At 57.5% G+C, this 19,250-nt stretch carries 19 protein-coding genes and 4 tRNA genes; 11 read left to right on the top strand and 12 right to left on the bottom strand.

The window, feature by feature from the left end; genetic code table 11:
- Window positions 1-162: 162 nt before the first annotated feature.
- From cysP to cysM, 5 genes are all read left to right on the top strand, one after another.
- Window positions 163-1,179: a thiosulfate/sulfate ABC transporter substrate-binding protein CysP gene (cysP, locus tag ACLH1U_RS17080; RefSeq protein ID WP_032444750.1), complete on the top strand. Its 1,017-nt coding sequence runs from the start codon at window positions 163-165 to the stop codon at window positions 1,177-1,179.
- Complete coding sequence (gene cysT, locus ACLH1U_RS17075; protein WP_002913626.1) at window positions 1,179-2,012, top strand: sulfate/thiosulfate ABC transporter permease CysT; 834 nt, start codon at window positions 1,179-1,181, stop codon at window positions 2,010-2,012. The genes cysP and cysT overlap by 1 nt, the downstream gene beginning before the upstream one ends.
- Complete coding sequence (cysW, locus tag ACLH1U_RS17070) at window positions 2,012-2,887, top strand: sulfate/thiosulfate ABC transporter permease CysW (protein ID WP_004201990.1); 876 nt, start codon at window positions 2,012-2,014, stop codon at window positions 2,885-2,887. Before cysT ends, cysW begins: the two co-directional genes overlap by 1 nt.
- Entirely contained in the window at window positions 2,877-3,971 is a 1,095-nt protein-coding gene (gene cysA / locus ACLH1U_RS17065; protein ID WP_004201991.1) for a sulfate/thiosulfate ABC transporter ATP-binding protein CysA, read from the top strand. The genes cysW and cysA overlap by 11 nt, the downstream gene beginning before the upstream one ends.
- 118 nt (window positions 3,972-4,089) lie before the next feature.
- On the top strand, window positions 4,090-5,001 hold the full coding sequence (gene cysM / locus ACLH1U_RS17060; protein ID WP_050533243.1) for a cysteine synthase CysM: 912 nt from the start codon (window positions 4,090-4,092) through the stop codon (window positions 4,999-5,001).
- On the opposite strand, the gene ACLH1U_RS17055 is transcribed toward cysM, so the two are convergent.
- Both ACLH1U_RS17055 and ptsJ read right to left on the bottom strand, forming a co-directional pair.
- Window positions 4,998-5,393: a YybH family protein gene (locus ACLH1U_RS17055; RefSeq protein ID WP_023290596.1), complete on the bottom strand. Its 396-nt coding sequence runs from the start codon at window positions 5,391-5,393 to the stop codon at window positions 4,998-5,000. The genes cysM and ACLH1U_RS17055 overlap by 4 nt on opposite strands.
- 164 nt (window positions 5,394-5,557) lie before the next feature.
- Window positions 5,558-6,856 (bottom strand): transcriptional regulator PtsJ, encoded by a 1,299-nt coding sequence (ptsJ, locus tag ACLH1U_RS17050; RefSeq protein WP_044524308.1) that lies wholly within the window; start codon window positions 6,854-6,856, stop codon window positions 5,558-5,560.
- 82 nt (window positions 6,857-6,938) lie between these two features.
- On the opposite strand from ptsJ, the gene pdxK reads away from it, so the two are divergent.
- Both pdxK and ACLH1U_RS17040 read left to right on the top strand, forming a co-directional pair.
- The gene (gene pdxK, locus ACLH1U_RS17045) at window positions 6,939-7,805 is read left to right on the top strand and encodes a pyridoxine/pyridoxal/pyridoxamine kinase (RefSeq protein ID WP_023290594.1); all 867 of its coding nucleotides are present in this window, start codon (window positions 6,939-6,941) and stop codon (window positions 7,803-7,805) included.
- Complete coding sequence (locus ACLH1U_RS17040; protein ID WP_044524307.1) at window positions 7,802-8,041, top strand: hypothetical protein; 240 nt, start codon at window positions 7,802-7,804, stop codon at window positions 8,039-8,041. The genes pdxK and ACLH1U_RS17040 overlap by 4 nt, the downstream gene beginning before the upstream one ends.
- Before the next feature lie 40 nt (window positions 8,042-8,081).
- Here the strand turns inward: ACLH1U_RS17040 and crr are convergent, their stop codons facing one another.
- The 5 genes from crr to cysZ all read right to left on the bottom strand — a co-directional run bounded on the left by crr (window position 8,082) and on the right by cysZ (window position 12,950).
- Window positions 8,082-8,591, bottom strand: a complete 510-nt coding sequence (crr, locus tag ACLH1U_RS17035; protein ID WP_000522253.1) for a PTS glucose transporter subunit IIA — start codon at window positions 8,589-8,591, stop codon at window positions 8,082-8,084.
- A gap of 42 nt (window positions 8,592-8,633) precedes the next feature.
- Window positions 8,634-10,361 carry a phosphoenolpyruvate-protein phosphotransferase PtsI gene (ptsI, locus tag ACLH1U_RS17030; RefSeq protein WP_004201998.1) on the bottom strand — a complete coding sequence of 576 codons (1,728 nt, stop codon included), beginning with the start codon at window positions 10,359-10,361 and terminating at the stop codon, window positions 8,634-8,636.
- Between the two features lie 44 nt (window positions 10,362-10,405).
- Window positions 10,406-10,663: a phosphocarrier protein Hpr gene (gene ptsH / locus ACLH1U_RS17025; protein WP_002913505.1), complete on the bottom strand. Its 258-nt coding sequence runs from the start codon at window positions 10,661-10,663 to the stop codon at window positions 10,406-10,408.
- A gap of 380 nt (window positions 10,664-11,043) precedes the next feature.
- Window positions 11,044-12,015 (bottom strand): cysteine synthase A, encoded by a 972-nt coding sequence (cysK, locus tag ACLH1U_RS17020; protein WP_023290592.1) that lies wholly within the window; start codon window positions 12,013-12,015, stop codon window positions 11,044-11,046.
- A gap of 173 nt (window positions 12,016-12,188) precedes the next feature.
- The gene (gene cysZ / locus ACLH1U_RS17015; RefSeq protein WP_065812245.1) at window positions 12,189-12,950 is read right to left on the bottom strand and encodes a sulfate transporter CysZ; all 762 of its coding nucleotides are present in this window, start codon (window positions 12,948-12,950) and stop codon (window positions 12,189-12,191) included.
- A 230-nt stretch (window positions 12,951-13,180) separates the two neighbouring features.
- On the opposite strand from cysZ, the gene zipA reads away from it, so the two are divergent.
- The 3 genes from zipA (at window position 13,181) to ACLH1U_RS17000 (ending at window position 16,544) form a co-directional block, all read left to right on the top strand.
- Window positions 13,181-14,239, top strand: a complete 1,059-nt coding sequence (zipA, locus tag ACLH1U_RS17010; RefSeq protein ID WP_411299353.1) for a cell division protein ZipA — start codon at window positions 13,181-13,183, stop codon at window positions 14,237-14,239.
- 69 nt (window positions 14,240-14,308) lie between these two features.
- On the top strand, window positions 14,309-16,324 hold the full coding sequence (gene ligA / locus ACLH1U_RS17005; RefSeq protein WP_044524303.1) for an NAD-dependent DNA ligase LigA: 2,016 nt from the start codon (window positions 14,309-14,311) through the stop codon (window positions 16,322-16,324).
- 1 nt (window position 16,325) lies between these two features.
- Entirely contained in the window at window positions 16,326-16,544 is a 219-nt protein-coding gene (locus ACLH1U_RS17000) for a DUF3820 family protein (protein WP_004202007.1), read from the top strand.
- Here ACLH1U_RS17000 and ACLH1U_RS16995 read toward each other — a convergent pair.
- The gene (locus tag ACLH1U_RS16995) at window positions 16,541-17,539 is read right to left on the bottom strand and encodes a bile acid:sodium symporter family protein (RefSeq protein ID WP_023290588.1); all 999 of its coding nucleotides are present in this window, start codon (window positions 17,537-17,539) and stop codon (window positions 16,541-16,543) included. The genes ACLH1U_RS17000 and ACLH1U_RS16995 overlap by 4 nt on opposite strands.
- A gap of 88 nt (window positions 17,540-17,627) precedes the next feature.
- Here ACLH1U_RS16995 and ACLH1U_RS16990 point away from each other — a divergent pair, with 88 nt between their 5' ends.
- Window positions 17,628-18,554 carry a LysR family transcriptional regulator gene (locus ACLH1U_RS16990; RefSeq protein WP_060590115.1) on the top strand — a complete coding sequence of 309 codons (927 nt, stop codon included), beginning with the start codon at window positions 17,628-17,630 and terminating at the stop codon, window positions 18,552-18,554.
- Window positions 18,555-18,641: 87 nt separating this feature from the next.
- Here ACLH1U_RS16990 and ACLH1U_RS16985 read toward each other — a convergent pair.
- From ACLH1U_RS16985 to ACLH1U_RS16970, 4 genes are all read right to left on the bottom strand, one after another.
- A tRNA-Lys gene (locus ACLH1U_RS16985) sits at window positions 18,642-18,717 on the bottom strand.
- Window positions 18,718-18,721: 4 nt separating this feature from the next.
- Window positions 18,722-18,797 (bottom strand) — tRNA-Val (locus ACLH1U_RS16980).
- A 46-nt stretch (window positions 18,798-18,843) separates the two neighbouring features.
- Window positions 18,844-18,919: transfer RNA gene (locus ACLH1U_RS16975), tRNA-Val, on the bottom strand.
- A gap of 45 nt (window positions 18,920-18,964) precedes the next feature.
- Window positions 18,965-19,040 (bottom strand) — tRNA-Val (locus tag ACLH1U_RS16970).
- Window positions 19,041-19,250: the final 210 nt, after the last annotated feature.

The following is a 19,250-nucleotide window of genomic DNA, read 5'->3' as shown; positions in this document are numbered from 1 at the left end:
TCATCACCTTATTTGCCAGCCGCTTTCAGCTAAGCTTTGCCAGGTGCTTATTCCCTTTTCGACTTCCAAATCGCCAAACGGTATATAAAACCGTTACTCCTTTCGTACCCGTTATAAATATGATGATCATCAGTAAATGATCATTTTTGATAAGGGTGCGCAATGGCCGTTAAATCACTGAAAAAAGGATATCTGGCGCTGGCGGCTTCCATGCTGCTGGTGGCGCAGGCGCAGGCGACGGAGCTGCTGAACAGCTCCTATGATGTCTCCCGCGAGCTGTTTGCCGCCCTTAACCCGCCTTTTGAGCAGCAGTGGGCGAAGGACAATGGCGGGGACAAGCTGACCATCAAGCAGTCGCATGCTGGCTCGTCCAAGCAGGCGCTGGCGATCCTGCAGGGCCTGAAGGCGGACGTGGTGACCTACAACCAGGTGACGGACGTGCAGATCCTGCATGACAAAGGCAACCTGATCCCGGCCGACTGGCAAAGCCGCCTGCCGAACAACAGCTCGCCGTTCTATTCGACGATGGGCTTCCTGGTGCGCAAAGGCAACCCGAAAAACATTCATGACTGGAACGACCTGGTCCGCTCTGACGTTAAGCTGATCTTCCCGAACCCGAAAACCTCGGGCAACGCGCGGTACACCTACCTGGCGGCCTGGGGCGCGGCGGATAAAGCCGACGGCGGCGATAAAGCCAAAACCGAACAGTTTATGACCCAGTTCCTGAAGAACGTCGAAGTCTTCGACACCGGCGGACGCGGGGCGACCACCACCTTCGCTGAGCGCGGCCTGGGCGATGTGCTGATCAGCTTCGAGTCGGAAGTGAACAATATTCGCAAGCAGTATGAGGCGCAGGGATTTGAAGTGGTGATCCCGAAAACCAACATTCTGGCGGAGTTCCCGGTGGCCTGGGTGGATAAAAACGTCAAAGCCAACGGCACGGAAAAGGCGGCGAAGGCGTATCTGAACTGGCTCTACAGTCCGCAGGCGCAGACCATCATTACCGACTACTACTATCGGGTAAACAACCCGAAAGTGATGGATTCGCTGAAGGATAAATTCCCTCAGACCGAACTGTTCCGCGTGGAGGACAAGTTTGGCTCCTGGCCTGAGGTGATGAAAACCCACTTCGCCAGCGGCGGCGAACTGGACAAACTGCTGGCGGCGGGGCGTAAGTAATGTTTGCTGTGTCGTCCAAGCGCGTGCTGCCGGGCTTTACCCTGAGCCTCGGCACCAGCCTGCTGTTTGTCTGTCTGATTTTGTTATTACCGCTCAGCGCGCTGGTGATGCAGCTGGCGCAGATGAGCTGGGCGCAGTACTGGGATGTGATCACCAACCCGCAGGTGGTGGCGGCCTATAAGGTGACGCTGCTGTCGGCGTTCGTGGCCTCGATTTTTAACGGCGTCTTCGGCCTGCTGATGGCGTGGATCCTTACCCGCTATCGTTTTCCGGGCCGCACGCTGCTGGATGCCTTAATGGATCTGCCGTTTGCGCTGCCGACGGCGGTGGCCGGCCTGACCCTGGCTTCGCTGTTTTCGGTTAACGGCATTTACGGGGAATGGCTGGCGAAGTTCGATATTAAAGTGACCTATACCTGGCTCGGTATCGCCGTGGCGATGGCGTTCACCAGCATCCCCTTCGTGGTACGTACCGTGCAGCCGGTGCTGGAAGAGCTGGGACCGGAATATGAAGAAGCAGCGGAAACGCTGGGCGCTACGCGCTGGCAGAGCTTCCGCAAGGTGGTGCTGCCGGAGCTGTCGCCAGCGCTGCTGGCGGGCATTGCCCTGTCGTTTACCCGCAGCCTCGGCGAATTTGGCGCGGTGATTTTTATCGCCGGCAACATCGCGTGGAAGACGGAAGTGACGTCGCTGATGATCTTTATTCGACTGCAGGAGTTTGACTATCCGGCGGCGAGCGCCATCGCCTCGGTGATCCTGGCCGCCTCACTGCTGCTGCTGTTTTCCATCAATACCCTGCAGAGTCGCTTTGGTCGACGCGTGGTAGGTCACTAATGGCGGAAGTTACTCAATTGAAACGCTACGACGCGCCCCGCATCAACTGGGGAAAATGGTTTCTGATTGGCGTCGGGATGCTGGTCTCCGCCTTCATCCTCGTGGTGCCGATGCTTTACATCTTTATCCAGGCCTTCAGCAAAGGGTTAATGCCGGTGCTGGAAAACCTGGCCAATCCGGATATGCTCCACGCCATCTGGCTGACGGTGATGATCGCCTTGATTACCGTGCCGGTGAACCTGGTGTTCGGGACCTTGCTGGCCTGGCTGGTCACGCGCTTTACGTTCCCGGGACGCCAGCTTCTATTGACGATGCTGGATATCCCGTTCGCTGTCTCGCCGGTGGTAGCCGGTCTGGTTTATCTGCTGTTCTACGGCTCTAACGGTCCGCTGGGCGGCTGGCTTGATGCGCATAACCTGCAAATCATGTTCGCCTGGCCGGGCATGGTGCTGGCGACGATCTTTGTCACCTGTCCGTTTGTGGTGCGTGAGCTGGTGCCGGTGATGATGAGTCAGGGCAGTCATGAAGATGAGGCGGCGGTCTTGCTGGGCGCTTCCGGCTGGCAGATGTTCCGCCGGGTGACGCTGCCCAATATTCGCTGGGCGCTGCTGTACGGCGTGGTGTTGACCAACGCCCGCGCCATCGGCGAATTCGGCGCGGTGTCGGTGGTCTCCGGTTCGATCCGCGGAGAAACGCTGTCGCTGCCGCTGCAAATTGAATTACTGGAGCAGGATTACAACACCGTCGGCTCGTTTACCGCCGCGGCCCTGCTGACGTTAATGGCTATTCTGACCCTGTTTTTAAAGAGTATGTTGCAATGGCGTCTGGCCAATCAGGAAAAACGCGCGCAACAGGAGGGAAATCATGAGCATTGAGATTGCCAATATTAAGAAATCGTTTGGTCGCACCCAGGTGCTGAATGATATCTCGCTGGATATCCCTTCCGGACAAATGGTTGCGCTGCTGGGGCCTTCCGGCTCCGGGAAAACGACCCTGCTGCGGATTATCGCCGGGCTGGAACATCAGACCAGCGGTCATATCCGCTTCCACGGTACCGACGTCAGCCGGATGCACGCCCGCGACCGTAAAGTGGGCTTCGTCTTCCAGCACTATGCGCTGTTCCGCCATATGACGGTGTTCGATAACATCGCCTTTGGCCTGACCGTGCTGCCGCGCCGCGAACGACCCAACGCCGCGGCGATTAAAGCCAAAGTGACCAAACTGCTGGAGATGGTGCAACTGGCTCACCTGGCGGATCGCTATCCGGCGCAGCTGTCCGGTGGTCAGAAACAGCGCGTGGCGCTGGCGCGCGCCCTGGCGGTAGAGCCGCAAATTCTGCTGCTGGATGAACCTTTCGGCGCGCTGGATGCGCAGGTGCGTAAAGAGCTGCGCCGCTGGCTGCGTCAGCTGCATGAAGAGCTGAAATTTACCAGCGTGTTCGTCACCCACGATCAGGAAGAGGCGATGGAAGTTGCCGACCGGGTGGTGGTGATGAGCCAGGGCAACATCGAACAGGCCGATGCGCCTGAACGCGTGTGGCGTGAGCCGTCGACCCGCTTCGTGCTGGAGTTCATGGGGGAAGTGAATCGCCTGCAGGGGGTTATCCGCGGCGGACAGTTCCACGTTGGCGCTCACCGCTGGCCGTTAGGCTATACCCCGGCTTACCAGGGGCCGGTGGATCTGTTCCTGCGTCCGTGGGAAGTGGACATCAGCCGCCGAACCAGCCTGGATTCGCCGCTGCCGGTGCAGGTCCTGGAGGCCAGCCCGAAAGGCCACTACACCCAATTAGTCGTCCAGCCTCTGGGGTGGTATGACGAACCGCTGAGCGTGGTGTTAACGGGCGATGAGGCGCCGTCCCGCGGCGAACGGCTGTTCGTCGGGCTGCAAAACGCGCGCCTGTACAACGGTACCGAGCGTATCGAGCCGCGCGGCGAGCTTGCTCTGGCGCAGTCGGCCTGATAGCTTAAATCCATGTGCTTTTGCCGGGTGACGCTGTGCTTACCCGGTCTGGAATTATCACGCGTCTGGTAGGCCGGGTAAGCGAAGCGCCGCCCGGCTTTTTTATTGAGTAAAAATCGTGAATACACTCGAACACACCATCGGCAATACCCCTCTGGTCAGGCTTCAGCGTCTGGGGCCGGACAATGGCAGCGAAATCTGGGTCAAACTTGAAGGCAATAATCCAGCCGGTTCGGTGAAAGATCGCGCTGCGCTGTCGATGATCGTTGAAGCGGAAAAGCGGGGCGAAATTCAGCCCGGTGACGTGCTAATTGAAGCGACCAGCGGCAACACCGGTATCGCGCTAGCGATGATCGCCGCGCTGAAAGGCTACCGGATGAAGCTGCTGATGCCCGACAACATGAGCCAGGAGCGCCGGGCCGCGATGCGCGCCTATGGCGCCGAGCTGATCCTGGTCACCAAAGAGCAGGGGATGGAGGGGGCCCGCGACCTGGCCCTGGAGATGGCTCAGCGCGGGGAGGGCAAACTGCTCGATCAGTTCAACAACCCGGACAACCCCTACGCCCACTACACTACCACCGGGCCGGAAATCTGGCAGCAGACCGAGGGGCGTATCACCCACTTTGTCTCCAGTATGGGGACCACCGGCACCATTACCGGCGTGTCACGTTTTCTGCGCGAACAGAGTAAACCGGTGACCATTGTCGGCCTGCAGCCGGAGGAGGGCAGCAGTATTCCCGGGATACGCCGCTGGCCGGCAGAGTATATGCCGGGGATCTTTAACGCTTCGCTGGTGGATGCGGTGCTGGATATTCATCAGCAGGATGCCGAGAACACCATGCGTCAGCTGGCGGTACAGGAAGGCATTTTCTGCGGCGTCAGCTCTGGCGGCGCGGTAGCCGGGGCGTTACGTATCGCTCGTGAAAATCCAGGCGCGGTGGTGGTGGCGATCGTCTGCGATCGCGGCGATCGCTACCTCTCCACCGGCGTGTTCGGCGAGGAACACTTTAGCCAGGGAGCGGGTATTTAATCATCGAGCAGGTCGGTGCCGTAGGAGTTATCGACGGTGCACAGCCAGCGCTCGCCCTGCTTCTGAAAGACATAGGTTGCGCGTCGCGTAACCTGTGTTATCCCCTGTGCCGTCGGGATATCCAGCCGGGTCTCCATAATCACCAGCGCATTGCCGCCGCCCTCGATGACCTCCATTTTCCCCTGAGTCACGATCAGCCGGTGCTGGAAATAGTCGGCAATGGCGATAAACGCTTTGCGGATATTCTCTTTCCCTCTGACCACCATGCCTGGTTTGACGACCAGCGCGGCGTCTTCCGCGTAATAGCCCATCAGGGTATCGTAATCTTCCTGCGAGATAGCGCGGTCGCAGGCCTCAATGACTGTTTTTAGCGTCAGGTCAATGTGATGCATCTCTGGTGCTCCTTATTGTAAGCGATTTGTCAGCCACCGAGAGCGTTGTATCCGTCTCGACGTTCCGGTCATGCAGGTAAGACTACGCCTGTTTTCGTTTATTTTTTTCAGTAATTTGTCGACAGCTGCCATCCCTCCCCGATGCGTTCGGCGCACTGCCTGTATCAGGGGGCGTTTAAGACCTGGGCTATATCGGCCGCCAGGCGGGCAATTTCAGCATCGCTCAGGCGGCCCAGCGACAGGCGTAGCCCGTGGGAGGGCGTACGGATGCCAAACACCTCTCCCTCGCGGACCAGCCAGCCGGCTCGGGCCAGGCGTAAGGCGTAGGGTTGGCTCGCCGTTGGCAGCGGCAGCCAGAAATTGAGGCCATCGCCAGGCGCAGCATGACTGTCGCCGTGCCGGGCCAGCGCTGCCGCCAGTTTCTCATTCTGTTGCCGATAGTGACGGCGGGTCTCCGTCATCGAGGCGATAAACGCCTTATCGGTGAGACAGGCCAGCGTCAGATCCTGCAGCAGATGGCTGACCCACTGGCTGCCGGCGTTAAGCCGCAGACGCAGCGCGGAGGAGGTGTCGACATCGCTGGCGATAAAAGCCAGCCGCAGGTCTGGCCCGAGGGTTTTTGACATCGAACGCACCACCGCCCAGCGTTGGGTGCTCGCTGGCAGAGGAGAAAACCAGGGCGTGGCCGACAGCAGGGCAAAATGGTCATCGACGATCGCCAGCACCTGCGGATAGCGGGCCAGCACCTCCCGCAGGGCATGCGCCCGGGTTTCCGTCAGGCTACAGCCGGTAGGATTGTGCGCGCGCGGGGTCAAGATCACCGCCCGCGCGCCGTTGCGTAACGCCTCCTCCAGCCCGTCTGGATCCATCCCCTCGGCATCCACCGCCACCGGGCAGGGGGTAAAGCCAGCGTAACGCACCATATTGATGCTGCTGAGAAAACAGGGATCTTCAACCACCACGCCGTCGCCGGGGAGCAGCAAGGCGCACAGCAGACGCTCCAGCGCGTCAATCGCCCCGCTGGCGAGATTCAGGGCAAAGGGAACGGTTATCTCCCTGGCAAACCATGCCTCAGCCCATTCTCCTAGCCGCGGCTCGATGGGGGCATCGCCGTACAGGCGGGGCGTGCGGGCAATTTGGCCCAGATAGCGTGGTAAATCAGGCAGTCTGGCTGGATCCGGATTGCCGCTGGAAAGATCGTTCAGCGGCGTCGTGGGGTCACCGCCTTCCAGCGCCGGCAGCGGATCCCGTGCTTTGATAGCTGTGCCGTTTCGTCCCTGGCTGACGGCCAGCCCGGAGGTGACCAGCCGTTTATAGGCGGCGGCGACGGTATTGCGATTCACCGCAAGCTGGCTGGCGAGCTCGCGGACCGGCGGCAGAACCTCTCCGGGCTGCAAGCCACCGCTCTGCACCAGATGGCGGATATGATCGAAGATATCGCTGGCGGTTTTTCCGGCAAACATTATTGACCTATGACAAAATGAAATTTAGCATAGGACGAATCATAATCAGTGCGTGACCCGCTGTCCAGCGGGGGGAGAAAAGATGGGCCAGCAAGATGACATACAATCAGTGCTCTTTCACGACAAAAGCCGGGCGTCGGAAGTCGATATCGTCGCCGTGCAGTCGCAGGTAGTCTACGGCAGCGTCGGCAACAGCATCGCGGTACCGGCGATTAAACAGCACGGTCTGCGCGTGCTGGCGGTGCCGACGGTGCTGTTCAGCAATACGCCCCATTATGAGACGTTCTATGGCGGCATTATCCCGGAGGAGTGGTTTGTCGGGTACCTGCAGGCGCTGGAGGAGCGCGACGCGTTGCGCGAACTGCGTGCGGTGACCACCGGTTATATGGGCAACGCCGTGCAAATTGAACGTCTGGCGCAGTGGCTGACGCGGGTCCGCGACCGCCATCCCGATCTCTGTATTCTGGTGGATCCGGTGATTGGCGATGTCGACAGCGGCATCTACGTCAAGGCCGAGATCCCGGACGCCTATCGTCAGCACCTGCTGCCGCTGGCGCAAGGGATCACCCCTAATCTGTTTGAGCTGGAGACGCTGAGCGGCCAGCGCTGTCGCAATCAGCCGGAGGCGGTCGCCGCGGCGCGTAGCCTGCTGTCGGACAGCCTCAAATGGGTGGTGATCACCAGCGCGCCGGGAGAGGCTGATTCGACGATCAATGTGCTGGTGGTGACGGCCGATGCGGTGGAGGTGGTGGTTCACCCGCGGGTGGAGACGGATTTAAAGGGTACCGGCGATCTGTTCTGCGCCGAGCTGGTGAGCGGGTTGCTTTCCGGCCTGGCGCTGGGTGCTGCGACGGAGGCAGCCGCCCAGCGCGTGCTGGAGGTGATGAACTGGACTGCCGCGCAGGGATGTGACGAACTGATCCTGCCGCCGCTGGAGAAACAGAGATGAAAAGCTATCGGTTAGTGATCCGTCAGCAGGGACGCATTGTTGGTCATTTTGATACTTCAGGAGAGGCGGCGCTGGAGGATGCCTGCGTGGCGCGGTCGCTGTTCGGCCTGGCCGGTGGATATCAGTGTGAACTGCTGGTCTCTGACAGCGAGCGGCGAATTCTGGAGAGCACTCCGGAAGGATTGCGTATCTTATCCCGCGAAAAATGCTATCAGCCGGTGACCCACGCGATATAAAAAAATGGCGCCTTTCGGCGCCATTTTTATGCAGCAGATATTACTTCTTGATGCGGATTACCGGGGTTTCACCCACGGTCACGCTACCGGACAGTTTGATCAGCTCTTTGATCTCGTCCATGTTGGAGATAACCACCGGAGTCAGGGTCGACTTGGCTTTCTCTTCCAGCAGCGGCAGATCGAATTCGATAACCGGGTCGCCGACTTTCACGCGCTGGCCTTCTTCAGCGATACGCTTGAAGCCTTCGCCTTTCAGTTCAACGGTATCAATACCGAAGTGAACGAACAGCTCGATGCCGCTATCAGATTCAATAGAGAACGCATGGTTGGTTTCGAAAATTTTACCAATGGTACCGTCTACCGGCGCGACCATTTTGTTGCCGGTCGGTTTGATGGCAATCCCATCGCCCACAATTTTTTCCGCAAAAACCACATCCGGCACGTCTTCAATGTTGACGATCTCACCGGAGAGGGGAGCAACAATCTCAATAGTTCCGGTGTCTTTCTTGTCATCAGAAACCAGAGATTTCAATTTATCAAACAAACCCATGATCTTCTCCTAAGCAGTAATTTGGGCCGCGCATCTCGTGGATTAGCAGATTGTTTTTTCTTCAATGAACTTGTTAACCAGCGTCATTAACTCGTCCGTTGTCGGTTGAGCAAGAGCCTGCTCTGCTAATACTTTCGCATCTTCGAAGTTCGTGTTACGAATAATCTTCTTGATGCGCGGGATGGAAATGGCGCTCATAGAGAATTCGTCCAGCCCCATACCCAGCAACAGAAGTGTAGCACGTTCATCGCCCGCAAGCTCACCGCACATGCCAGTCCATTTACCTTCAGCGTGAGAAGCATCAATAACTTGCTTAATCAGATTCAGTACAGACGGTGACATCGGCTGGTAAAGATGTGAAATCATATCATTACCACGGTCAACTGCCAGAGTATATTGCGTTAAATCATTGGTGCCGATACTAAAGAAATCAACTTCTTTGGCCAGATGACGAGCAATGGTCGCCGCAGCCGGTGTTTCCACCATCACGCCGATCTCAATGGATTCGTCAAATGCTTTACCTTCGTCACGCAGTTCCTGTTTGTAGATTTCGATCTCTTTCTTCAGCGCACGCACTTCTTCAACAGAGATGATCATCGGGAACATAATGCGCAGCTTACCGAAAGCGGAGGCACGCAGGATGGCGCGAACCTGATCGCGGAGGATCTCTTTACGATCCATCGCGATACGCACAGCACGCCAGCCGAGGAACGGGTTCTCTTCTTTCGGGAAGTTCATGTACGGCAGCTCTTTGTCGCCGCCGATGTCCATGGTACGCACGATAACGGCCTGAGAGCCACAGGCTTCAGCCACCGCTTTATAAGCCGCAAACTGCTCTTCTTCGGTTGGCAGCGCGTCGCGATCCATGAACAGGAATTCAGTACGATACAGGCCTACGCCTTCGGCGCCGTTGCGCTCAGCACCTTCGACGTCGCGAACGGTACCAATGTTGGCGCACACTTCAACCTGATGGCCGTCGAGAGTAATCGCCGGCAGATCTTTCAGTTTCGCCAGTTCGGCTTTTTCTTCCGCAACCTGAGCCTGCAGATTACGCAGCGCTTCAATTTGCTCGTTGGACGGGTTGATCAGAACCTGGTTGTTCACCGCGTCGAGAATCAGATAGTCGCCGTTTTTCACCTGCGCCGTGATGCTGCCGGTGCCCACGATGGCCGGCAGTTCGAGGGAACGCGCCATGATGGAGGTGTGGGAGGTACGGCCGCCCGCGTCGGTGATGAAACCCAGCACTTTTTTCAGGTTCAGCTGTGCGGTTTCTGACGGGGTCAGATCGGCGGCGACGAGGATGACTTCATCCTGAATCGCGCTCAGATCGATGATGGCCAGACCAAGGATGTTGCGCAGCAGGCGCTTACCGATATCACGTACGTCAGCCGCACGTTCTTTCAGGTATTCATCGTCCAGCTCTTCCAGGGCAGTGGCCTGACCGTCGATAACTTCATTGGCTGCCGCGTCGGCAGTCATATGCTTATCTTTAATCAGGGCTATGATTTCCTGCTCAAGCTCCTCATCTTCCAGCAGCATAATATGCCCTTCGAAGATGGCTTCTTTTTCTTCACCGAAAGTTTCACCAGCTTTGGTTTTGATGACCTCCAGCTGGGCGGAGGCCTTGGCGCGGCCGCTCAGGAAACGTTCGACTTCCTGATCAACCTTATCGGCAGAAATTTTCTTCCGGTCGATGACAATTTCATCTTCCTTCAGCAGCAGTGCTTTGCCGAAGGCGATACCCGGGGATGCTAAAATGCCTGAAATCATAACCCTACCTTACTTGTGACTGATATGAAAAAGAACCCGTGAACTTACTCGAGTTCAGCCATCAGTTTAACCAGATGCTCAACCGCTTTCTGTTCATCTTCGCCTTCCGCGGAGAGGGTTACTACGGTGCCCTGGGTCAGGCCCAGAGTCTGCAGTTTGAACAGGCTTTTGGCGCTGGCGCTTTTGCCGTTGGAGGTTACAGTGATCTCAGAAGTGAAGCCTTTAGCTTCTTTAACAAACTGAGCAGCAGGGCGGGTGTGCAGACCGTTCGGAGCGGTAATGGTAACTTCTTGCTGGAACATTATATTTCCCCAACTTATAGGTTTAGTGTTGTGGACCTAAAGTCTAGTCTAACGACTCGACTTTAGCCTGTATTGTTAGCGCCGGCGTTACGTTTCCGGCCTTGGCGTCGGCAGCGCCTGGCGCTGCGAAGACCTGCGGGCCATTGACGTCTAGCACGTCATTAAACATTATGCCGCGAAAGGAAGACTTGAACCAAATCATAAAATCGATTCAGCTGGCGGAAATCCTCTTCTGAATAATTTCGCGCATCAAAATAAATGTGCTGGTTAAATACCAGACCCTACGAGGTGAATCAATGCCAGGAGGGGTAAAACTTTGACGTATGCCACAAAAAAGCACCTGAAAAGGTGCTTTTTTACACATTATTTACAAGCTGGCACTACTGTTGCAGTTCTTTCTCGGTGAAGAGATCGGCAAACAGCGCGGTGCTTAAATAACGCTCACCCGAGGAAGGCAGGATAACCACAATATTCTTATTGGTAAAGGCTTCATCTTCCTGCAGCTTCAGCGCCGCGGCAACGGCGGCCCCGGAAGAGATACCCGCGAGGATGCCTTCTTCTTCCATCAGGCGGCGTGCCGTGGAGATCGCTTCATCATTGGTAATGCCGATCACTTTGTCCACCAGCTTCAGATCCAGGTTACCAGGAATGAAGCCGGCGCCGATGCCCTGAATTTTGTGCGGGCCCGGCTTGAGCTCTTCACCCGCCAGCGCCTGGGAGATAACCGGCGAATCGGTCGGTTCAACCGCGACAGTGAACAGATCTTTTTTGCCCTTGGTGTTTTTAATGTAGCGGCTGACGCCGGTCAGCGTACCGCCGGTACCTACGCCGGAGATGAAGACATCCACCTGACCGTCGGTGTCTTCCCAGATTTCCGGGCCGGTGGTCTTTTCGTGGATTTCCGGGTTAGCCGGGTTGCTGAACTGCTGCAGCAACAGGAATTTTTCCGGGTTGCTGGCGACAATCTCTTCCGCTTTCTGAATGGCGCCTTTCATGCCTTTGGCGCCTTCGGTCAGCACCAGGTTGGCGCCCAGCGCTTTCAGAAGCTTACGACGCTCGATGCTCATGGTTTCCGGCATGGTTAGCGTTAGCTTGTAGCCGCGAGCCGCCGCCACGTAGGCGAGGGCGATACCGGTGTTGCCGCTGGTCGGTTCGACCAGTTCCACGCCAGGTTTCAGTACGCCGCGCTTTTCAGCATCCCAGATCATATTGGCGCCGATACGGCATTTTACGCTAAAGCTCGGGTTACGAGATTCTACCTTTGCCAGGATACGGCCGTTACCAATGCGGTTCAGTCGTACCAGAGGCGTATGACCGATAGTCAGGGAGTTGTCTTCAAAAATCTTACTCATGGCCCGTCCTTAACTGTATGAAATTTGGGGGTACGGCATCAGCATACCCGCTTAAAGAATATGCGGAAGTAAGGATTTAGCATATCTATATGCGGAAGGGAAATAATGATGATCAAGAAGGAATAAGTGAGATATAAGGAGCGGCTTTCGCCGCTCCAGGGGAGGTGCTGCTGTTACTTCCAGCTGGCGTGTCTGTCGCGATAGCAATCGACCCACATGGCGGTGGCGCCGCAGATAGCCACCGGGAGGATCACCAGGTTTAACACCGGGATCATGGTGAACAGGCTGGTGAGCGCGCCAAACTGCATATTCATCACCTTGCGGCTGCGCAGCGCTTCGCGCATGGTCCTGAAGGGGACTTTGTGGTTATCGAAGGGGTAATCGCAGTATTGAATCGCCAGCATCCATGCGCTGAACAGGAACCAGAGTACCGGGGCCACCGTCTGGCCAACGCCGGGTATAAAGTAGAGCAGCAACAGCACGATGGCGCGGGGCAGGTACCAGGCCAGCTTCTGCCACTCACGCTTCATGATGCGCGGAATATCCTTCATGATGCCAAAAATGCCGACGTCCGGCGGGGTGGCGCCAGTCAGACGCGCTTCCAGTTGTTCCGCCAGCAGGCCGCTGAACGGGGCGGCAATCCAGTTGGCAATAGTAGAAAAGAAATAGCCAAACACCAGCAGGATCGACAGCACCACCACCGGCCACAGCAGGTAGTTTAGCCACTGCAGCCAGTCAGGCACATGGCTCATCAGCGAAGGGATCCAGCTGTCGAGACGGGTAAACAGCCACCAGAAAGCACCGCCCATCAGCAGCACGTTAACCAGTAAAGGCAGGAAGACATAACGACGTATGCCCGGCAGCCTGATGAGTTTCCAGCCCTGCGAAAAGTAGTATACGCCGCTACGCGGGGTCGGTGCGGATGATGAAACCATAGCCAGGCATTGCTCCTTTTTGAACATCCAGTGTGAATGCTCGCTTATTTTATCGGGTCGTCAGACAATAACCAGTTAGGAAATGTTCGAAAAAACAGCAAAAAGCACGATTTAGTTCATCTTTATGTGGTGAAAGCGACCGACGCACTTGCACTTGAGGTAATCGGCAAATACTCTTAGTGAGTAAATGTTTGCCGTGGTGGCAAGGTGTTAGAACAACAGAGAATATAATGATGCAGGATTTGCGTCTGATATTAATCATTGTTGGCGCGATCGCCATAATCGCTTTACTGGTACATGGTTTCTGGACCAGCCGTAAAGAACGTTCTTCGATGTTTCGCGATCGCCCACTGAAACGTATGAAGTCGCGCGACGATGAGTCGGAAAACGACGACTTTGATGATAATGTTGAAGGCGTAGGTGAAGTCCGCGTTCATCCGGTGACTCACGCTCCGCACGGCGCGCATGGGGAGCATGAAGCCCCTCGTCAGGCGCCGCAGCACCAGTACCAGCCGCCTTACGAGCGCCAGATGCAGCAGCCTGTGCGTCCTGAGGAACCGGTTCGTCAGGCGCCGCCGCGCCAGGCCCCGGCACAACCGCAGGGACAACCGTCTGCGCCGCATGCGGCTCCGCAGCCTGGCTGGCAACAGCCGCAACCCGCGCAGCCGCCCGCGCAGCCGCAACACCAGCCGCAACCTGCTGTGCAACAGCCTGTCGCGCCGCAGCCAGTGACCCCGGCCGTCGCCCAGCCGCAGCCGGCCGCTCCGCAGCAGCCTGCGCCCCAGCCTGTTGCCGCGCCGCAGCCCGCGGTTGCTGAACCGCAGCCGACAGAGCCGCAGCAGCCTGCAGCGCCCCAGCCGAAAGAGCGTAAAGAGACGGTCATCGTGATGAACGTTGCCGCGCACCATGGCGCGCAGCTTAACGGCGAGGTGCTTATCAATAGCATCCAGCAGGCCGGGTTCAAGTTTGGTGAAATGAATATTTTCCACCGCCATCTGAGCCCGGACGGCAGCGGCCCGGTACTGTTCAGCCTGGCCAACATGGTGAAGCCGGGGACCTTCAATCCGGACAGCATGGCGGATATGATGACCCCTGGGGTGACTATCTTTATGCAGGTCCCTTCCTACGGTGATGAACTGCAGAACTTCAAGCTGATGCTGCAGTCTGCGCAGTATATCGCCGATGAAGTGGGCGGCGTGGTGCTTGACGATCAGCGTCGCATGATGACGCCGCAAAAACTGCGTGAATACCAGGATCGTATTCGCGAAGTGAAAGACGCGAACGCCTGACGTCCCGCGTTATCTCAACTCCTTCACAACCCCCGCCTGTCGGGGGTTTTTTATCATTGATGGTGTGATATGGAACCGATCGAACAACAACTGACTGAACTGCGAACCACGCTTCGCCATCATGAATACCTGTACCACGTTATGGACGCACCGGAAGTGCCCGATGCGGAGTATGACCGGCTGATGCGCGAGCTGCGCGAGCTGGAGAGCCAGCATCCGGAGCTGATTACCCCGGATTCACCGACTCAGCGCGTGGGGGCGGCGCCGCTGACCGCCTTTAGCCAGATCCGCCATGAAGTGCCGATGCTGTCGCTGGACAACGTGTTTGACGAAGAGAGCTTTCTGGCCTTCAACAAGCGGGTGCAGGATCGCCTGAAAAGCACTGACCCTCTCATCTACTGCTGCGAGCTGAAGCTCGACGGCCTCGCGGTGAGCATTCTCTACGAAAACGGCGTGCTGGTGCAGGCGGCGACACGCGGCGACGGCACCACCGGCGAGGACATTACCTCTAACGTGCGAACCATCCGCACCATCCCGCTCAGGCTGCATGGCGATAATATTCCCGCACGCCTGGAAGTGCGCGGGGAAGTGTTCCTCCCGCAGGCCGGGTTCGAAAAAATCAATGAAGAAGCTCGACGCACCGGCGGAAAAGTGTTTGCTAACCCGCGCAATGCGGCGGCGGGCTCGTTGCGCCAGCTGGACCCGCGCATCACCGCGAAGCGACCGCTTACTTTCTTCTGCTACGGCGTTGGGGTGCTGGAGGGCGGTGAGCTGCCGGCCAGCCACTCGGCCCGTTTACAGCAGTTTAAAGCATGGGGATTACCGGTGAGCGATCGCGTCACCCTATGTCATACCCCCGAGGAAGTGCTCACTTACTATCGTAAAGTCGAGGAAGATCGTCCCCATCTGGGCTTTGACATTGATGGCGTGGTGATCAAAGTCGATTCGCTGGCGCTGCAGGAGCAGTTAGGTTTCGTGGCCCGCGCGCCGCGCTGGGCAGTGGCCTTTAAGTTCCCCGCCCAGGAGCAGATGACTTTCGTCCGGGACGTGGAGTTCCAGGTGGGCCGCACCGGGGCGATTACGCCGGTGGCGCGCCTGGAGCCGGTCCATGTCGCCGGCGTGCTGGTGAGTAATGCCACGTTGCATAATGCCGATGAGATCGAACGCTTAGGCTTGAAAATCGGCGACAAGGTGGTGATTCGCCGGGCAGGCGACGTGATCCCTCAGGTGGTCAACGTGGTGCTTTCCGAACGCCCGGCAGATGCCCGGGATGTTGAATTCCCGACCCACTGCCCGGTCTGTCAGTCCGACGTTGAGCGAGTGGAAGGCGAGGCGGTAGCCCGCTGTACCGGCGGCCTTATCTGCGGCGCGCAGCGTAAAGAGTCGCTCAAGCACTTTGTCTCCCGTCGCGCGCTGGACGTTGACGGCATGGGCGACAAGATAATCGACCAGCTGGTGGAGAAAGAGTACGTCCATACCCCGGCGGATCTGTTCCGACTGACCGCAGGGAAACTGACCGGGCTGGATCGGATGGGGCCGAAGTCCGCGCAAAACGTGGTCAACGCTCTCGAGAAAGCCAAAGAGACAACCTTTGCGCGTTTCCTCTACGCCTTAGGCATTCGCGAGGTAGGAGAAGCGACGGCGGCGGGCCTGGCGGCGCATTTCGGCACCCTCGAGGCCCTGGAGCAGGCTTCCATTGAGGAGCTGCAGAAGGTCCCTGATGTCGGCATTGTGGTCGCCACCCATACCTTCAACTTCTTTGCCGAAGAGAGCAACCGCGATGTCATCGCGCAGCTGCTGACGGAAGGGGTTCACTGGCCGGCGCCGGTGGTGGTGAAGGCGGATGAGATTGACAGCCCGTTTGCAGGCAAAACCGTCGTCCTGACCGGCAGCCTCAGTCAGCTGTCGCGGGATGACGCCAAAGCGCGTCTGGTGGCGCTGGGGGCGAAGGTGGCGGGCAGCGTATCGAAGAAGACCGATCTGGTGATTGCTGGCGAAGCGGCGGGTTCTAAGCTGGCGAAAGCGCAGGAGCTCGGCATCGAGGTGATTGACGAAGCCGAAATGATGCGTCTGCTGGGAGAATAACGTGGATAAAGCGCAGCTGGTCGAGATCGCCAATACTGAGATGCCGTTCGGTAAATACAAGGGGCGTCGTTTAATCGATGTCCCGGAGGAGTATTTATTGTGGTTCGCGCGCAAGGATCAATTCCCTGCCGGCCATCTCGGCGAGCTGATGGCGCTGACCCTGCTGATTAAAAGCGAGGGGCTGAGCGATCTGGTCCAGCCCCTGAAGAAAGCGCGTTAAGCCTTGGCGGCGTTGGCCTTTTCCTGAGCGAGACGCGCATCGGTTTGCTGTTTATAGCGCCGCGCCAGCACCGCGCAGACCATCAGCTGGATTTGATGGAAGATCATCAGCGGCAGCACCATGATGCCGAGGATGGAGGTCGGAAAGAGAATATTGGCCATCGGGATGCCGTTGGCCAGGCTCTTTTTCGAACCGCAGAAGACGATGGTAATTTCATCGGCTTTGTTAAAGCCGCAGCGGCGGGCGACGAACACATTGACCGCGATGACGATGGCCAGCAGCACCAGGCTGACCACCACGATAAACAGTAGCGATCCCAGACCCACTTTATGCCAGATGCCGTTCACCACCGCCTCGCTAAAGGCGGAGTAAACCACCAGCAGAATCGAGGTCTGGTCGGTCTTACCAATCCACTTCTTATGCTTCGCCACCCAGTTGCCGATCCACGGCCGCGATAAATGGCCGAGCACGAAAGGCAACAGCAGCTGCAGCATGATCTTTCCGACCTGCTCGAGGCTACCGCCTGCGCCATGAAGGTTCATCAGGGCACCCACCAGCAGCGGTGAAACAAAGATGCCCAACAGGCTGGAGGCCGAGGCTGAGCAGACCGCCGCCGCGACGTTGCCTCCGGCCAGCGAGGTAAAGGCGATGGCGGATTGCACAGTGGCCGGCAGAATGCACAAATAAATAAAGCCGCTGTAGAGCATCGGATCGACCTTCACCGGCGCCCACCAGGCAAACAGAACCCCCAGCACCGGAAAGAGAATAAAGGTGCTGCACATCACCCACAGATGCAAACGCCAGTGGCTGCCGCCGGCGATAATTGCCTCCCGGGAGAGTTTGGCGCCGTGCATAAAGAACAGCAGGGCGATGGCGGCAGTGGTCAGATGTTCAAAGAAGGGGACGAAAGCGCCACGGGCCGGGAAGAATGAGGCCAACAGGACAACGGTGACCAGGGTTGCCGTAAACGGATCGAGAATGCGGAAAAGTTTCATAAACGCTCCTGAAAAGAGATGCGTTATTGTGCTTTTTTTGATTTGAGAAATAAAATTGATTTATTGCATCTATTCATGAATAAAAAAGATGAATTACTCTCTGCGTCAGTTAAAAGTATTTGTTACCGTCGCCCGCGCCAGGAGCTTTAGCCGGGCGGGGGAGATGATTGGCTTAAGCCAGTCGGCCGTCAGCCACAGCGTCAAGGAGCTGGAGCATCAGACCGGGGTCCGTCTCCTCGACCGTACCACCCGGGAGGTGGTCCTCACCGAGGCGGGTCAGCAGCTGGCAGGCAGGCTGGAGCGTTTGCTCGATGAGCTGGCGGTGACGCTGCGCGATGCCGGTCGGGTAGGCCAGCAGCTGAGCGGCACCGTCAAGGTTGCCGCCAGTCAGACGATTTCCGCCCACCTTATTCCCCAGTGTATTGCCCACAGCAATCGTCGCTATCCTGATATCGATTTCGTCCTGCACGACCGGCCCCAGCAGTGGGTGCTGGAGAGTATTCGCCAGGGGGAAGTGGATTTCGGCATTGTGATTGACCCTGGCCCGGCGGCGGACCTGCAATGTGAAGTGGTCCTGGCGGAACCTTTTTTGCTGCTCTGCCGGGAGGATCATCCTTTTGCCAGCCTGACTGAAGTGCCATGGCAGGCGCTACAGAATGAGAGACTGATCCTGCAGGACTATGCCTCCGGCAGCCGTCCGCTGATTGATGCGGCTCTCAGCAGGCTGGCTGTGCGGGCGAACATTGTGCAGGAGATTGGCCATCCGGCAACGCTGTTTCCGATGGTGGAGTCGGGAATTGGCATCAGCGTACTGCCGGCGCTGGCGCTGCCGTTACCGCAGGGAAGCCATCTGGCGGTGAAGCGACTCACTCCGATAATGGAGCGGCAGCTGATGCTGGCATGCCGGAAAAATCGCTCGCTGTCGACCGCCGCCCAGGCCTTATGGGAAATCGTGCGAGAAGAAGGGGAGAATCTCACCGCCGCCAGGGTTGAAGATCCGCTGTATCAGCGTTGATAGCGGTTTATCGCCACGGGGAGGCTCGTGGCCAGAGCGTGCGTTCCGCGCATAGCAAAAAGGCGCCTTTAGGGCGCCTTTTTACATTGGTGGGTCGTGCAGGATTCGAACCTGCGACCAATTGATTAAAAGTCAACTGCTCTACCAACTGAGCTAACGACCCGAAGTGGTGGGTGATGACGGGATCGAACCGCCGACCCCCTCCTTGTAAGGGAGGTGCTCTCCCAGCTGAGCTAATCACCCACTTCGGTACTTCACATTTTGACAGAAAATCCAGCTGGCGAGAAAGTGGTGGGTGATGACGGGATCGAACCGCCGACCCCCTCCTTGTAAGGGAGGTGCTCTCCCAGCTGAGCTAATCACCCACTTCTCAATTTTCTGTTCTACACGGCGGAGACTACGTTAAGTAGTGGTGGGTGATGACGGGATCGAACCGCCGACCCCCTCCTTGTAAGGGAGGTGCTCTCCCAGCTGAGCTAATCACCCCCGCTGTGTGGAGTCGCATTATAGGGAGAGTTGAAAATGAGTCAACGCCTTTTCTAAAGAATTCGTTCGTTCGTCGTAAAATTAAACAAAGCGATCGCAAAAGCGGCGTCATAGCATGATTTATAAACAAAAACGGCAAACCGCGACGTTCCGACGGGAACAACATTGAGGAATCAGCCCACGGTGTTAGAATATTGACCCATAATTTCC

The sequence above is a fragment of the Klebsiella sp. 1SOBk5mer genome, assembly GCF_046603115.1.
Classification (GTDB): domain Bacteria; phylum Pseudomonadota; class Gammaproteobacteria; order Enterobacterales; family Enterobacteriaceae; genus Klebsiella; species Klebsiella quasipneumoniae.
This window is presented reverse-complemented; position numbering and strand designations above follow the sequence as displayed.

Coding starts and splice junctions, on each gene's coding strand:
- crr (WP_000522253.1), bottom strand. CDS start 8,591: ATGGGTTTGTTTGATAAATTGAAATCTCTGGTTTCTGATGACAAGAAA.
- ACLH1U_RS17055 (WP_023290596.1), bottom strand. CDS start 5,393: ATGCATCACATTGACCTGACGCTAAAAACAGTCATTGAGGCCTGCGAC.
- ptsI (WP_004201998.1), bottom strand. CDS start 10,361: ATGATTTCAGGCATTTTAGCATCCCCGGGTATCGCCTTCGGCAAAGCA.
- cysP (WP_032444750.1), top strand. CDS start 163: ATGGCCGTTAAATCACTGAAAAAAGGATATCTGGCGCTGGCGGCTTCC.
- cysA (WP_004201991.1), top strand. CDS start 2,877: ATGAGCATTGAGATTGCCAATATTAAGAAATCGTTTGGTCGCACCCAG.
- cysT (WP_002913626.1), top strand. CDS start 1,179: ATGTTTGCTGTGTCGTCCAAGCGCGTGCTGCCGGGCTTTACCCTGAGC.
- ptsJ (WP_044524308.1), bottom strand. CDS start 6,856: ATGTTTGCCGGAAAAACCGCCAGCGATATCTTCGATCATATCCGCCAT.
- cysW (WP_004201990.1), top strand. CDS start 2,012: ATGGCGGAAGTTACTCAATTGAAACGCTACGACGCGCCCCGCATCAAC.
- ACLH1U_RS17040 (WP_044524307.1), top strand. CDS start 7,802: ATGAAAAGCTATCGGTTAGTGATCCGTCAGCAGGGACGCATTGTTGGT.
- zipA (WP_411299353.1), top strand. CDS start 13,181: ATGATGCAGGATTTGCGTCTGATATTAATCATTGTTGGCGCGATCGCC.
- pdxK (WP_023290594.1), top strand. CDS start 6,939: ATGGGCCAGCAAGATGACATACAATCAGTGCTCTTTCACGACAAAAGC.
- ligA (WP_044524303.1), top strand. CDS start 14,309: ATGGAACCGATCGAACAACAACTGACTGAACTGCGAACCACGCTTCGC.
- ACLH1U_RS16990 (WP_060590115.1), top strand. CDS start 17,628: ATGAATTACTCTCTGCGTCAGTTAAAAGTATTTGTTACCGTCGCCCGC.
- cysK (WP_023290592.1), bottom strand. CDS start 12,015: ATGAGTAAGATTTTTGAAGACAACTCCCTGACTATCGGTCATACGCCT.
- ACLH1U_RS16995 (WP_023290588.1), bottom strand. CDS start 17,539: ATGAAACTTTTCCGCATTCTCGATCCGTTTACGGCAACCCTGGTCACC.
- cysZ (WP_065812245.1), bottom strand. CDS start 12,950: ATGGTTTCATCATCCGCACCGACCCCGCGTAGCGGCGTATACTACTTT.
- ptsH (WP_002913505.1), bottom strand. CDS start 10,663: ATGTTCCAGCAAGAAGTTACCATTACCGCTCCGAACGGTCTGCACACC.